The following is a 14,855-nucleotide window of genomic DNA, read 5'->3' on the forward strand; positions in this document are numbered from 1 at the left end:
GCTCGCACCGGAACTTGAATTGAGAGCATTTATATGAGAGCATCTATATCCAGGATTGGATGAGATTAGAAGGGTTACTTTGAAGTAATTTACTTTGAATTTTAGCGATTACGCTATTTTACAGCACATGGTTATTCTATTCTACCGCAAAAACTAAAATTTAGGGGGACAAGTGACGCAACAACCGCAAGCGGATCTCAAACCGCGCAGCTATGATGCTGTACTTGGTGGAGAGAAAATACCTTTGCCAACACGCGGCGTTGTTCTAGGTGGGATCGCAGGCGTACGTACTCGCTTTAATAGCGCGATCGCTTCTCAACGGATTTCAGCCCTGCGCGAGGCATTGCAATATGGCGATCGCGGCTTAGAGCTATTGTTGTCTGGCTTAAAGGATGACGTGCTCCAGGTACAACTAGCGGCGCGACTATTACTAGCGAATAGTTCGTATCGGGAACTAGAGAATTACCAACAGATTCTCGCAAAATATCAAGATTACGACCGATTCCATTGTCTGCATACGCTGACCGGCCATGCGAATCTTGTCAACTCCATCGCCATAACTGCTGATTCTCTTACTCTAGCTAGTTGCGGTAATAATAAAACCATTCGGGTATGGGATGTAATTACTGGCACGGAAGTTGCTACTCTGGCAGGACACGCTGACATCGTCAGAGCGATCGCGATCGCGCCTGACGATCGCAAATTGGTAAGCGGTAGCCGCGATCGAACCATCCGAGTGTGGGATCTGCGCGATCGCAAAACCTTATTAACTCTCAGCGGACATTCCGGCTATGTCAACTCTGTCGCAATTACCCCCGACGGAAAATCCATAGTTAGTGGCAGTCAGGATACCACGATCAAAACCTGGTGTTTGGCAACTGGTGAAGCCTTGCAGACATTAAAGGGACATACCAATCTTGTCGATGCAGTGGCACTCAGCCCTGACGGTAAAATTATCGCTAGTTGTAGCTGGGATACCACAATTAGAGTATGGGATCGCATCAGTGGCGCACAAATATGGGAATTTATCGGCCATTCGGCTCGCGTACTTTCCTTTGCGATTAGTCCCGACGGAACCAAACTGGTGAGCGGCAGCCTCGATACGCGGATTATGGTGTGGGATTTAATTGCGGGTAAGAAAATTTGCACGTTGGAGGGGCATTGGGGATGGGTAAAATCGCTGGTAATAAGCGCGGATGGCAAAACCCTCATCAGTGCGAGTTACAAGATAATTAAAATATGGGATTTAGAGTCAGGAGAAGAAATTCTCACACTGAACGGACATGGCGATCTAATCAATTCCATTATTCTTAGTTCGGATGGGCGAACTCTGATTAGCGGCGGCGAAGATAATCTAATTAAAATTTGGGGAGCGAGATAGCAGACGGGATCGTTCCACTAATCTAAAAGCTTAGAAACTTAGGGACTTGCATGAAAATTAAGATACCCACGATGTGTTACGGCTTTCGCCTAACGCATCCTACGGTGGGGACATGATTTAACCGCGCCTCCTTGTAATTGCCCATCTTACATTAACGGCGAGGCTTGGGTGCAAGTCCTGTTATATTTAAAGTTATGTAGCGTAGCAACGAAAATGATTGTCGAAAATAGCGAAGTTATACTGTCAGTAACCGATCTAACCGCTGATGTGGATGGCATCCAGATTTTGAAGGGTGTCAACCTCGAAGTCAAAGCTGGTGAAATTCATGCCATCATGGGGCCGAACGGCTCCGGCAAAAGTACATTTTCCAAAGTCCTGGCCGGTCACCCCGACTACACGGTAACGGGTGGAGAGATCGTGTTTCAGGGCAAAAACCTGCTGGAGTTGGAGCCGGAAGAAAGAGCCAGGTCTGGCATATTTCTAGCTTTTCAATATCCCCTCGAAATTCCTGGCGTGACTAATGCAGATTTCCTGCGGTTGGCATACAACTCGCTGCGCAAGCAAAAAGGCCTGCCAGAACTCGATCTGCTCGACTTTGACGACTTTATCCAGGAAAAACTGCAAGTGGTGGAAATGGATGCATCGTTCCTCAGCCGGAGCGTGAATGAAGGCTTTTCCGGTGGTGAAAAGAAGCGCAATGAGATTTTGCAAATGGCAATTCTAGAGCCAAAACTAGCCATCCTGGACGAAACCGATTCCGGTTTAGATATCGATGCCTTGAGAATCGTCGCTGGTGGAGTAAATCAGTTGTCTAAGCCAGATAATTGCTCGCTAGTGATCACCCACTACCAGCGCCTTCTGAACTATATCGTACCCGACTTCATTCATGTTATGGAAGGTGGGCGCATCATTATGACTGGCGATAAGAATCTCGCTTTGAAATTGGAAGAGAAGGGTTACGATTGGCTCGTAGAAGCAGAGGCATCGCAGGGGGTGGCAAAATGACAATTCAGGTATCTGATTCGCCATTAGGAGATCGTAGCGATCGCCTCGCTCGTAGTAACGGCAACAGTCAATTTCTCTCCCATGTTTTGCAGTTGCGTTCTGAGATTGGCGCGCAGGCATTAGATGGGGATGTAGCCGCTCAAATTGAGCGGCTGCGCGGCATTGCCAGCGATCGCCTCAGTTTTCTCCAGGTACCTACCACCAAAGACGAAGATTGGAAATATACCGATTTGTCCAATCTAGTCAAACAGGAATTTCACCTACCTTCAGCAGCGGGATTGGAAACTAAAGTCCAATCTGTCGTCAACCAGCATGGCTTATTGGAGTCAGCTAACAGCTTATTGGTGTTTGCGAACGGTTCTTACATCTCTTCTGCGTCCCATATTAGCAATCTACCTGATGGCGTAATTGTTAGCAGTTTGTCAGGTTTGAATGCTAATATTGCCGATCCAACAGTGCTGAATCGGATATCTCAGTACTTGGATAAGTATCTGGGCAAGCATACCGACGCTCAGGATACTTTTGCCACGCTGAATGTAGCTTGCATGGCCGATGCTGCTTTAGTCTACGTGCCTAAAGGTACGATTCTAGAAACTCCCATCCAGGTTATCTCTATATCTACTCACAGTGACGTGCCGACGATCGCCCATCCACGTTGTCTGGTAATTGCTGAAAGCAATAGTGGCGTTACCCTAGTAGAAACCTATGTTGGCGATCTCGATGCTACGTATTTTACCAACACCGTTACGGAAGCATGGTTAGGAGAAAACGCACGGCTCAACCATACGAAGGTGCAATGGGAAAGCCAGAACGCATATCATATCGGCACGACCGCGATCGCCCAGATGCGCGGCAGTTCCTATACGAGTAACGCGATCGCGCTAGGAGCGCAGCTATCCCGCCACAATCTCCATATTCGACAGGTGGAGGAACAAACGGAAACGCACATCAACGGTCTGGCACTGATCGGCGATCGACAGCTAGCCGATACCCATTCCTGCATGTCCCACGATCGCCCCTATGGCACCAGTCGGCAGCTACACAAGTGTATCGCTGGCGATCGCGCCCATGCCGTGTTTAACGGTAAAATCCAAGTGGCAAAGGCCGCTCAACTCACTGATTCTGCCCAGTTAAGTCGGAACTTACTTCTATCATCGAAGGCGAAAGTCGATACTAAACCGGAACTAGAGATATTTGCCGATAATGTCAAGTGCGCTCATGGCGCGACGGTCAGCCAATTAGATCGCGAGGAAATCTTCTATTTGCAAAGCCGTTGCATTGACTTTGCCAGTGCAGCAAGTATACTGACCTATGCTTTTGCCGCAGAAGTAATCGAGCGCATTCCTGTTACCTCACTACGCGACAAGTTAAACTCTTGGGTATTAGGCCAAACGCAAGCCCAAACTTGAGATGTCCAAAAGTGATATAGCAATCACAAATGATTTGTGAAAAAGGGGGTGTGGGGGCGCAGCCCCCACGCAGGGGTTCTACCCCTGCACCCCGTTCATAAATGATTTACGACCGCTATATAGTGCTTTATCTGTGCGAGCTTAACGTGATGCAAAGGCAAAATCTATGGGAACCAATTGGGAAAATTTCCTCAAAAATCTGGGAGAATGGCAAGGATCGTTCGTCCGGGTTTCGCTTGATGGAGAATTGCTGGACTCAACTCCTTCCATTCTTTGCTTAGAAGGACTAGAGAACGATCGACTGGTACGACTCAGTCTGCGACGCTTTGGAGCCGGAGGTTACAACGAGCCTCCCATCTCAACCTACGAGCAAGAATACCGTTCTGTGGGCAAGCAAATTATTTTTTTTGACACGGGCGCTTTTTCTAAAGGATCTTTACAACTGGCACCCTTTGCTGAATTTGGTGCGGAGTATGGTTTTGTAGCCGAAAATCGTCGCTTGCGTTTTGTCCAGCTTTACGATCGCCAGGGGAATTTGAACGGCCTCACCCTGATTCGAGAATTTCGCAGTGGGGCAACAGCCCGCGAGCGTCCGCCTCTGACGCTGGAGCAAGTGTACGGTCGTTGGCAGGGAATTGCCTGCACTGCTTACCCAGACTGGAAGCCCTCAGAAACATATCCCACAAGTTTGGAGATTAAGGAGATAGGTGGCGATCGCATCCAGCAGCAATTGTCCTTTGGCGATCGCACGATAACTTCAACGGCTCGCAGAGAAGGCAATAAACTGATCTTTGAGGAAGGAACGCTCCCCAGGCAAATTTTATTGTTGCCCGATGGAACATCAAGCAATACTCCTCTACAAGTGCAACTCCGACAACCATTTTTTGTTGAATTAGGTTGGCTTGTAGAGGCAACACAACGCCAACGTTTGATGCGCAGCTACAACGAGAAAGGGGAATGGATTAGCGCCACCCACATTATCGAGCAGAAGGTAGAGTAGCGCTATCGTTCGATCTAAACCCTAGATCTTTAAAGGTTTTAGAGCGCCAGTTAAGCGATCGCTTCCTAGTGGTAAGATCGGCTATGGCAAGTGCGAAGCAAAAAACAAAAAGTAAAAATTAAAGTTTATATGCTCTCTCCAGAACTTGTTAAGCCCCATTCAAATACCGCTTTGGGTTGTATTTTGGTGGTTGAGGATGAAACGATCATTCGTAACACTATTGCTCTCGCCCTCAGGGATGAAGGCTACGAGGTCATAACTGCAGAGGATGGTTACAGTGCCTTAGGCGCGCTAGAAAATGGCGATCGCGTCGATTTAGTCGTTCTAGATATCATGTTGCCATATATCAACGGTCTAGATTTTTGTCGTACCATCCGCCATGCTGGAAATTCCGTACCGATCTTAATGTTGAGTGCCAAGGGCAGCGAATCCGATCGCATTGTTGGCCTGGAGGTAGGTGCGGATGATTACCTCACAAAACCCTTTGGCATGCGCGAACTAATAGCGCGATGCCGTGCTTTAATGCGGCGGCGCATCGGTTACAACCAGCAAACTGCTAGCAGCCCCGTTTTAAAATTCGGCGACCTGACTATGCACTTACAGGAATGCCGCGTTACGGTCGGTGACAAAGAAGTCAGCCTTTCTCCGAAAGAGTTCCGGCTTTTGGAATTGTTCATGAGCCACCCCCGCCGCGTCTGGTCGCGCGAACAGTTGCTAGAAAAAATTTGGGGTACTGACTTTGTCGGCGATAGCAAAACCGTCGATGTCCATATGCGCTGGCTCCGCGAAAAACTAGAAACCGACCCCAGCGACCCCAAATACCTGGTTACAGTCCGAGGCTTCGGCTACAGGCTGGGTTGACTCTCCATCTCTCTCCCAATTGGTCGGTTAAACCGATAGGTTTAGGGCAGTCACAAGGGTTAGGGCAGAAGGCGCTGCCCCAACCACCAACCACCAACCACAACCACCATAACCCAACCCCTAACACCCAATCCCATGTTATGGTTCCTCCTAGGCTTTACGACTAGTCTAATCCTGCTATGCGGCGGTGCAATCTGGCTTTACCTCAGGTTAAAGCGCGATCTGGAACGACAAGGACTTATACTGAGTGAGGGATTGATATGGCAATCGCTCCAGCGCATAACAAGTTCGACGAGGCAGGTCCAGATCGATATGCTCGGTGGCGATCGCGAGCCAGAGAACTATCTATTGGAGCCAGAGCATGATGATTGGCAGCAGATTCTTCAAAATGCACCGATTGGCTACCTGGAAGTAGATGAGGAGAATTGTCTGTGCTGGATTAATGTCAAGGCTTGCAATTTGCTTGGCATCCCAGTTCGCTCCGATTACGCTATTACTAAACGCTTGCTATTACAAATCGTGCGTTCCTACGAATTGGATTTGTTAATCGCCCAGACTCGGACAACCCAACAGGCTCAGCAAAAGAAGTGGGTATTTCATCGGGTCGTTCCAGATCCGCTGCATCCCGTGCAGCAGCAGGAGCAAACGCTCAGGGGACATAGCGTGCCTTTGCGCCACGAGCATATTGGCATCTTTATTGAGGACTGTCAGGAAGCAGCCGTTCTTCAGCAGCAACGCGATCGCTGGGCATCGGATGTCGCGCACGAACTCAAAACACCGCTGACATCCGTGCGCCTGATCGTAGAGACATTATCCAGTCGTGTTGCGCCCGATCTCAGAGAGTGGATGGAACGCCTGCTGCATGAAGTAATTCGCCTCGGTAATTTAGTAGAGGATTTACTCGATCTCGGTCAGATGGATACTGGTATGTCCGTACGATTAAATCTCAGTCATGTAGATCTGCCAACATTAATACAGTCCGCATGGTCGAACCTCGAACCTCTGGCAGCACAACGACAGGTGAGTTTAGAGTATCGCGGGCCTGGTAATTTGGATATTGAAGTCGATGAATCGAGGATTTATCGCTTGCTGCTCAATTTGTTTGATAACAGTATTAAACACAGCCCCCCATCGCAACCCGTATTGGTCAAGCTGGGCGTTGAGAGCGACGATCGCGGCAATCGACAAGCCATAATTGAAGCGATCGACTATGGTAAGGGATTCCCTGAAGCAGCTCTACCGTACGTATTTGACCGCTTCTATCGCTTTGACGAATCGCGCGCGCGCTCTGCTGGTAACAGTGGTGGTAGCGGTCTGGGTTTGGCGATCGCGCGTCAAATCGTACAGGCACACCGAGGTAGCATTACCGCCAGCAACCATCCCGAGACTGGTGGGGCTTGGGTGCGAGTTAATCTCCCAATCTGCTACATTGGTGAAGATTAAACCCAAGTAGTCTAGTAAAGTCAGATAAAGCCAGAATGAAGAATTTTCAAGTTTTCGATAACGACATCGATAGCACCGCCCTTGAGTACTACTTACAATGTGGCGCGATCGCTGTTGATACGGAAACGATGGGGTTGATTCCGCGTCGCGATCGCCTGTGTTTAGTCCAAATCTGCGATGCTAGTGACTGTGTCAGCATGGTGAGAATCCAGCGCGGTATTACGAACGCACCGCACCTCAAAAAACTGATGGAAGCACCGGATGTGACCAAAGTATTTCACTTTGCTCGGTTTGACGTGGGCATGTTAAAGGCATATCTGCAAATTACTACGTTTCCAATTTTCTGCACCAAAATCGCTAGCAAACTAGCCCGTACCTACACTGACAAACATGGCTTAAAGGATTTAATTAAGGAACTCGAACAAATAGAACTCGATAAAACCTCCCAAAGTTCTGACTGGGGAAGCGTTTACGAACTTTCCGATACGCAACTTCAATATGCCGCTAATGATGTCCGTTATTTACTACCTGTGCGCAAAAAACTGATCGAAATGCTCGAGCGCGAAGAACGCTACGAACTAGCTCTAGCTAGTTTTAATTATCTACCTATCCTGGTCAATCTGGATTTACTAGGTTACGAAGATATATTTCGCCATTAAGAGGTTTCTCGTAGATAATACCAAATCCTTTGATTTGTTCCCTTAAGTCCGCGAAGGCAGACTTTGTTTGTGTATAGCGGTTTTCACTTGAGAACGGGTTTTATTGACGGGGTGAAGGGGTTCCACCCCTTCTTGGGGGCAACGCCCCCAAACCCCTGCTCTTTCCGATCTGAAAACCGCTATAGCCGCGACTGGAAGTCGCCAGGCAATATAGGGATAATTGATGCAGATTTGGTCATGAGAATGAGAACTTCTTTCTAGCTAACGTTAACCTTTGGTTGGCGGAGTACTTGAGCGTATAACTGTTCCACGCGATCGATATTTTTGTTCAGAGTATAACGTTCCAACACCCGCTTTCTGGCCTTTTGCCCCAACATACTCACCATCTCGGGATGAGATACAAATAGAGGTAGTAGCGTGCAAAGCTGCGAGGTCAGTTTTCTGGGATCTAAAATGATGCCCGCACCATCGGCTAGCGCTTCCCCATCTGCGCCCACATCGGTTGCAAGGCAGGCAACTCCGCAGGACATCGCTTCCAGTAGAGACAAAGATAAGCCTTCTACGAGCGAAGGCAAGATAAATACATCTGCCCCTCTCAAAATCTCAATCCGTCGGCGATCGTCTCCGATAAAACCCATCCATTCAATCGTCGGATCTAGGCCGTAAAATGCCTTCAGGCTGGGAGCCAGGGGGCCATCACCCACGATCGCTAGCTTACAAGTAGAAGGTAATCTCAGTTTGCGCCAGGCTTTGAGCAGTGCTTCCACATTTTTCTCCGGTGCCAGCCTGCCCTGGTATACAAATAGTCGCTCTGCCTTTAACTCTGCTTTGATATTAGAAGGCCCTGGTGAGAATTTTTCCGGATCGACACCATTGGGAACGATCGCGATGCGACTGCGCGGCACGCCTAGCTTTTTGAGCAGATCGCGTTGAATCGCCGAGAACACGATCACCTGATCGTAGTCTGCCAGCGAAGGAGCGTAGATCTGGTATGTAATTTGTTGCGTGCTCGAAGTCAGGTTGCGACGCTTGACATCAAATGGCAAATGGAATGTGGCAACCAGTGGTACGCCAATCTCTTCGCAGATTTCCGGCAGGCGAAAGTCAAGTGGGGATAAAGCTAAGGATGCATGTACCACATCTGGCTTCAGATTGTACAAGGAATCAACTAAAAGTTTGCTAGTCCTGAGCGTAGGAACGGTGTAAATGGTGGATTTATACAAGAACGGTAAAGTGACTTCCTGCCATTCCTGGAGCGTATCGATGGGATAGTCGTCTTCGGTTTCGCCTTCGCTTTCCGACGCAAAGTGCAAAAAGCTCACCTTATGACCTCGCTCCAACAAAGCATTTGTGATCTCGCGACCGTAGGTGACATTGCCACATACGGGTGTTTTCTTACCTAGCCAAGCTACGTGCATTAATTACGCGATTTAAAAAAATTAACGAACAATATAATTACCTATCATAATTGTCGCCGCTTTCCGTGAAATAGTCCATTAGAAACCACTTTTACTTATAGCGTATGCCTGCTTCTTCTAGACGCTGCAGTGCTACGCCCAGGCGATCGCGATCGGCAATCAGGCTAATGCGGACGTAGCCTTCGCCACCCTTACCAAAAGCATTGCCAGGAGTCAGGACTACACCTGTACGGCTCAGCACGTCAAGCGCAAAATCGGTGGATTTGGTGCCGGGCGGACATGGTACCCAGAGGTACATCGTGGCGTAGGTTTTGGGAATATTCCAGCCCAGTTTGCCCAAACCCTCAATGAGAAAGTCGCGGCGATCGCGGTAGCGGTTCCGCACGGTTTCTAAGTAAGAATCCGGTAGGTTTAGTGCTGTTTCAGCCGCCACCTGAATTGCGGAAAAAATACCGTAATCAATATTGGTTTTCAAGGTGCGCAGCCACTGAACCACATGGCGGTTGCCCACGGCAAAGCCAACCCGCCAGCCTGCCATGTTATAGGTCTTGGACATTGTATGAAATTCCACGCCCACATCCTTACCGCCAGGGACTTCTAGCAGACTGGTAGGCTGATAGCCGTCAAAGGCAAGCTCTGCATATGCCATGTCGTGCACCAGCAAGATCTCGTATTTACGGGCAACTGCCACTACTTCCTCAAAAAACTCCCGCGAAGCCACTGCCGTAGTTGGGTTGCTGGGGTAGTTAAAAAAGAGCACCTTGGCTCGTTGCAGCACCAATTCGGGGATGCTATTTAAATCTAGCAGCCAGTTATTTTCTGGCTTGAGGATGGCTTCATAAATTTCCGCTCCGGCAATCAATGGCCCCCGGAAGTGTGCGGGATAGGCAGGACTGGGAACTATCACCAGATCGCCCGGATTAATAAAGGCAAGTGCTAAATGCGTCAGCCCCTCTTTGGAGCCAATCAATGGCAATGCTTCGCTTTCTGGATCGAGCGATACTTTGTAGCGGCGATGGTACCATTCCGTAATGGCACGCCGAAAATTAGGAGTACCCTCAAAGGGAGGGTAGCCGTGATTTTTGGCATCGTGCAATGCTTGAGTCGCGCTCTTGATGACTGGCGCAGGCGTTGCTCCGTCTGGATTTCCCATACCCAGGTCGATTAAATCCAGCCCTTGCTCTTTGGCCTTGAGCTTTAGCTCGTCCAGGCGGGCAAATACATATTGCGGGAGGCTTCCTAAACGTTGGGCGGGCTGTAGCCAGTCTTTCATAGGTTTACAAGGTTTACAAAGTCGATCTAAGGTGTATGAGCAATTCGGACAAACTTAGCAGTATGCATTGATACAATCTTTCATAATAGCTGCTTATATATCTTCGATCGCGGCGATTTCACAATTCATAAATACCAGTGTTAACCCCACCCGTAGAACTCGATCTAGAAAAAATGCTGCTGGCGATCGCAATGATGGCGATCGCCGCTGGTCTGTCCGTATGGCAAAAGCTCGGTCTGGCTGGCAGTTTAGCGATCGCCACGGTACGCAGCATCGTCCAGCTCGTCATCGTGGGGTATTTACTCGATGCCGTTTTCGATCTGAAGCAGCCAGTGGTAATCTTGCTGGTGGTTCTGGTGATGAGCGCGATCGCTTCGGTGGAAGCCAGGCACCGCATTGGCAAGAAAGTTCCGTTCGTGTTGCCATTGGTGTGGCTGTCGGTTGTGGTGGGTGCGGGTACGATTTTGGCATATACCACGGCGATCGTGGTGCGACCTGGTGTGTGGTACGCGCCGCAATATCTAATCCCGCTGGCAGGCATGATTTTAGGCAACGCTATGAACGGGGCATCGATCGCGGCAGAGAAATTAACGGCGGCGCTTAGCGATCGCGCTCGCGAAATCGAAACTCATCTATCGTTGGGCGCAACCGCTCAACAGGCGATCGCAGCCTATGAAAGCGATGCAATTAAAACCGCCATGATTCCCAGTATCAACGGCATGATGGTGGTGGGACTGGTAACTTTGCCTGGAATGATGACCGGACAGATTTTAGGCGGCGTGTCGCCGCTACTGGCGATTCGCTACCAATTAGTAATTTTGTTTGCGATTACTGCTTCCAATTTGATTACGTCTCTATTTGTAACTAAAGCGATCGCTCGTCAGTTTTTCACGCCCGCTCAGCAGTTGAAGCAGTTCTGATAGCTATAATGTAAGTTACTAGCTTTTGTGGAGAACGATCGATGCACCAGATTAACTTAAAAGAAGCAGAGACACAACTAGCTGAGTTAGTCGAAGAAGTATCCAATGGTGAAGAAGTTGTTATTATTCATAGTGATGGGAGATCTTTCAAGATTGTACCGATCTCCACAGAAAAAAAACCTAAATTTGGCAGTGCTAAAGGGTTAGTAAAATTATCAGATGATTTTGACGACCCAGTTGAAGGCTTTGAGCAATATACTCCATGAAGCTCTTACTCGACACCCATACCTTCTTGTGGTTCATTGAGGGGAACCTCAAGCTCAGCGAAGAAGCAAGGATTTTGATTGAAAACCCAAAAAGTGAAAGATTCTTGAGCATTGCTAGTCTGTGGGAAATGTCGGTAAAGACAAGTATTGGTAAATTAGAACTTGGAATGACTTTCACCGATTTAGTCAAGCGCGAAGTGTATGGGAATGCCATTGATGTACTCGAAATATTGCCAGAGCATTTAGATGAGTTGGCAAAACTGCCTTTTTACCACAAAGATCCATTCGATCGGCTTATAATTGCTCAGAGTATTGCGGAGAATATATCTGTCATCACAAAAGACATCATATTTGAAAATTATCCCATAGCTATACTGTGGTAATTGATATGATTCAATGTTTATTTAGAGGCGATCGCCCCATGCACATCTCTAAATAAACATGGCGATCGCCTCACTCACAGAATTACAAAAGCGATCGCTCGTCAGTTTTTCACGCCCACTCAGCAGTTAAAGCAGTTTTGACCGCAAAAAATCCCATCAGATTAAGGGTGAAGTGTCAAAAAATTAAGGAAGTATGACTAGATGAAGATCTCCTAGCCCCCATTATAGTAACAATAATTTGACCCATGATTCCTCCTTTCGATCAGTATCGCTTGTATCATCTCAAGACTTTTGCCAATATGTCTAATGCAAAATAAATTGTTACCCGGTATGTTCCACTAAGTTGGACATTGTTCGCCCTCCTTATAGTGTTTCCTCTATGAAGTTACAGTATTTTGCCTGATGCAAATTTCCTCGTAAAGCTGTTTAAGACGACTAGGAGACTCAGGCAAATCGACTTCTACAAATTCCTCAACTGGGGCATTTGGCTTACCAGTCAGCTCACATAAATCTCTGATTTTTCTTATCAGTAAAGTAATTAGTGAACCGTTTTGATCCAAAGTTAAAATGTCATATTTATCAAAAACCACTATTGCTTTCTTAGTAGCTGCATGAAAAACAACTTGGCGTAACCTAGAATTTCCTATCTTTTGCTGCCTGGCTTTACCTTCTTCTGGGAATCCAGATGCACCATTCAAAGTAAAAAATACTCCTAAGCTGGTATTAGTAAGATTGTATGACATAATGCAGCATAATCTTGCAAATTGGCTATCCGACAACTTCTCTGTAGTTGCTTTCGCCTCCACGACTATGTCTCTCTGATTAAATTCTATATATAGCAAATCACAAATTGATTTCCACTCTACCGTATCCCCACCAATCACGAGATCGTATTGAGAAGATGGTGAACGGAAACTCTTAAGGCTTGTATAGCCGCTTAAACCACAAAAACTTAGCAAAGCTATTTCTTCTAGAAGATAACCAGCTTTCTGGATGTCATCTTGAGTAGGTTTATTTAAATCTACAAATTTTTTGAGTTTAGAAAGATGTTCAGACAGTTCTGGGATTGCAGTGTATAAATACGATGCTAAAAGAGCTATGTCAGAAGTATCGTTTGGATCGCGGTTTTTTAAGACTTCTAAAGCTTCAAGTACTTGCTTAACATAATCGTTTTGGCTCATGCTCATACAAATTCAATCTTGTCAAGCGCTTTGACCATAACATCAAAAAATAGCTCTGAATAGTCTTCCACATCCTTGTCGCATAAAGGACAATGCCAAGGTAGTTTTGGGAATCCAGTGCCATAGGGAATTGCTCCTGCTGCTACCTCTGGATCACAGTTATGGTAAATCAGTAGAGAGCTTTCAGTAGATTCAGAACTACTTAAAATCGTTAATATTGCAAGCGCTTCAGAGTATTTTAGTCCTAGTTTTGCTGCAAGTTGATGAGGCATTATATTGCTGCCTACTTCACTAAAGTGACTGCTAAGTAACTCCTTCTGATCATCATTTAACAATTCTAGATTGTTGCAAGAGAACTGAGTCATTTTTTTACTCCTATCCCAAGCTCATTTATTAAAAATTCTAATGCTGCATGACTACCTCCGTATTCCAGATAACAATTTAAATGTATGAAGATATCTGGAGTCTTTGAACTAGGTTTAGCTCCAAAATAGCAATGTGCTTTGAATACATGTTCCTTGCTAGACAGTTCATCCTCAGAAGATAGATCTAGTCTATCCAAGCGAAATTCATAAGACTTAGTTCCCCATTCTTGTATCAGTGTTCTCAAGATTGCACTTTCTACATCAGAAAACCTTTCTGAATCTTCTGAACCTTCTAATTTTAGAGATTCGATAGCGGATTTAGCTAACTGTTTTGATAGTGCCTGTAACCCTCTAACATCAATATCAGAACTCCCAGAACTTCGAGCATTTAGAGCTACTCCTGATGCTTCAGCCCTGATACGTAAATGCTGCCATTGATACTTAAAACCTCCCAATTCACTATTAGAACCCATTTAGGAAGTCGCAGTTGCCAGATTTCTTAGCATTTTGCGGATTAAAGCCAAGTAAATAAACGATTCAGACATTTGCTCATAAAATTCATAATCCTTGCTTAGTCTACGACAATTACCTAACCAAGCAAAGGTTCGCTCTACCACCCAACGCTTTGACTCCACTACAAAACCTTTCTGATTGTCTGCCCGTTTGCTAACTTCCCAAAGCCATCCGAAGTTGTCGTTGACCCATTGTGTGATTTCATCACCAGAGAATCCAGCATCAACCAGAATTTTCTCTAATCGTGGTAATGGAGATGTGAGATTCTGTAACAACTGCTTAGCTCCTGCTCTTTCACCGATGTTAGCTGCACACACCAACACCTTTACAACTAAGCCCAAGGTGTCAACCATAGCGAAGCGTTTTCTGCCCTTGATTTGCTTACCGCCATCAAAACCTCGACTGCCCGCACTTTCTGTTGTCTTCACACTCTGGCTATCGATACTCACCAAGCTTGGGGTCGCCTCTTTACTAACCTTTTCCCTAAATTGTTGGCTCAATTTGCGATTAATCTCCTCCAGTAGCCCAGTTCTTTCCCACCTTTGCCAGTAGAAATAGACCGTTGAGTAAGGCGGAAAGTCATGGGGTAGATTCTGCCATGTACAACCATTTTTGAGTATATAGAAAATGGCATTCAGTAACTCTCGCATATTTGTTTTGGGTGGCCTACCCCATTTTGATGGTTTGGGTAGCATGGGTGCGATAATTTCCCATTCTTGGTTGGATAAATCGGTATTATAGGATCGGCGCATCTCTTCAGGTTTATACTAGACTTCAT

Annotated in this window: 16 protein-coding genes; 10 read left to right on the forward strand and 6 right to left on the reverse strand. The window is 46.7% G+C overall.

Annotation, left to right across the window (positions count from 1 at the left end; translation table 11 throughout):
• Positions 1-172: 172 nt before the first annotated feature.
• From PSE6802_RS0114450 to PSE6802_RS0114480, 7 genes are all read left to right on the forward strand, one after another.
• Positions 173-1,381: a WD40 repeat domain-containing protein gene (locus PSE6802_RS0114450; protein WP_019500773.1), complete on the forward strand. Its 1,209-nt coding sequence runs from the start codon at positions 173-175 to the stop codon at positions 1,379-1,381.
• A gap of 213 nt (positions 1,382-1,594) precedes the next feature.
• Positions 1,595-2,386, forward strand: a complete 792-nt coding sequence (gene sufC, locus PSE6802_RS0114455) for a Fe-S cluster assembly ATPase SufC (protein ID WP_019500774.1) — start codon at positions 1,595-1,597, stop codon at positions 2,384-2,386.
• On the forward strand, positions 2,383-3,795 hold the full coding sequence (gene sufD / locus PSE6802_RS0114460) for a Fe-S cluster assembly protein SufD (RefSeq protein WP_019500775.1): 1,413 nt from the start codon (positions 2,383-2,385) through the stop codon (positions 3,793-3,795). Before sufC ends, sufD begins: the two co-directional genes overlap by 4 nt.
• A 166-nt stretch (positions 3,796-3,961) precedes the next feature.
• The gene (locus tag PSE6802_RS0114465) at positions 3,962-4,795 is read left to right on the forward strand and encodes a DUF3598 family protein (protein WP_019500776.1); all 834 of its coding nucleotides are present in this window, start codon (positions 3,962-3,964) and stop codon (positions 4,793-4,795) included.
• Positions 4,796-4,924: 129 nt separating this feature from the next.
• Positions 4,925-5,656 carry a response regulator transcription factor gene (locus PSE6802_RS0114470; protein ID WP_019500777.1) on the forward strand — a complete coding sequence of 244 codons (732 nt, stop codon included), beginning with the start codon at positions 4,925-4,927 and terminating at the stop codon, positions 5,654-5,656.
• Between the two features lie 135 nt (positions 5,657-5,791).
• A complete protein-coding gene (locus PSE6802_RS0114475) occupies positions 5,792-7,099 on the forward strand; it encodes a sensor histidine kinase (RefSeq protein WP_036945644.1) in 1,308 nt (435 codons plus the stop codon).
• A 35-nt stretch (positions 7,100-7,134) separates the two neighbouring features.
• Entirely contained in the window at positions 7,135-7,758 is a 624-nt protein-coding gene (locus tag PSE6802_RS0114480) for a ribonuclease D (RefSeq protein ID WP_019500779.1), read from the forward strand.
• A gap of 257 nt (positions 7,759-8,015) precedes the next feature.
• Here PSE6802_RS0114480 and PSE6802_RS0114485 read toward each other — a convergent pair whose 3' ends face one another.
• Positions 8,016-9,176, reverse strand: a complete 1,161-nt coding sequence (locus PSE6802_RS0114485; protein WP_019500780.1) for a glycosyltransferase family 4 protein — start codon at positions 9,174-9,176, stop codon at positions 8,016-8,018.
• Positions 9,177-9,267: 91 nt separating this feature from the next.
• On the reverse strand, positions 9,268-10,449 hold the full coding sequence (locus PSE6802_RS0114490; RefSeq protein ID WP_019500781.1) for an aspartate aminotransferase: 1,182 nt from the start codon (positions 10,447-10,449) through the stop codon (positions 9,268-9,270).
• Between the two features lie 137 nt (positions 10,450-10,586).
• Between PSE6802_RS0114490 and PSE6802_RS0114495 the strand changes: the two genes are divergently transcribed.
• From PSE6802_RS0114495 to PSE6802_RS0114505, 3 genes are read left to right on the forward strand one after another with little or no spacing between them, the layout of a single operon-like run.
• Positions 10,587-11,369, forward strand: coding sequence for an ABC transporter permease (locus PSE6802_RS0114495; RefSeq protein ID WP_019500782.1), 783 nt, complete (start codon positions 10,587-10,589; stop codon positions 11,367-11,369).
• A gap of 41 nt (positions 11,370-11,410) precedes the next feature.
• Complete coding sequence (locus PSE6802_RS0114500; RefSeq protein WP_019500783.1) at positions 11,411-11,635, forward strand: type II toxin-antitoxin system Phd/YefM family antitoxin; 225 nt, start codon at positions 11,411-11,413, stop codon at positions 11,633-11,635.
• Positions 11,632-12,018, forward strand: coding sequence for a type II toxin-antitoxin system VapC family toxin (locus PSE6802_RS0114505; protein WP_019500784.1), 387 nt, complete (start codon positions 11,632-11,634; stop codon positions 12,016-12,018). Before PSE6802_RS0114500 ends, PSE6802_RS0114505 begins: the two co-directional genes overlap by 4 nt.
• A gap of 377 nt (positions 12,019-12,395) precedes the next feature.
• On the opposite strand, the gene PSE6802_RS0114510 is transcribed toward PSE6802_RS0114505, so the two are convergent.
• From PSE6802_RS0114510 to PSE6802_RS0114525, 4 genes are read right to left on the reverse strand one after another with little or no spacing between them, the layout of a single operon-like run.
• Positions 12,396-13,199 carry a hypothetical protein gene (locus PSE6802_RS0114510; protein ID WP_202950702.1) on the reverse strand — a complete coding sequence of 268 codons (804 nt, stop codon included), beginning with the start codon at positions 13,197-13,199 and terminating at the stop codon, positions 12,396-12,398.
• A 2-nt stretch (positions 13,200-13,201) separates the two neighbouring features.
• Positions 13,202-13,564, reverse strand: a complete 363-nt coding sequence (locus PSE6802_RS0114515; protein WP_019500786.1) for a hypothetical protein — start codon at positions 13,562-13,564, stop codon at positions 13,202-13,204.
• Positions 13,561-14,037, reverse strand: coding sequence for a hypothetical protein (locus PSE6802_RS0114520; protein ID WP_019500787.1), 477 nt, complete (start codon positions 14,035-14,037; stop codon positions 13,561-13,563). Before PSE6802_RS0114520 ends, PSE6802_RS0114515 begins: the two co-directional genes overlap by 4 nt.
• Entirely contained in the window at positions 14,038-14,829 is a 792-nt protein-coding gene (locus PSE6802_RS0114525; protein ID WP_019498649.1) for an IS5 family transposase, read from the reverse strand.
• Between the last annotated feature and the right edge of the window lie 26 nt (positions 14,830-14,855).

Source organism: Pseudanabaena sp. PCC 6802 (assembly GCF_000332175.1).
Classification (GTDB): Bacteria; Cyanobacteriota; Cyanobacteriia; order Pseudanabaenales; family Pseudanabaenaceae; genus PCC-6802.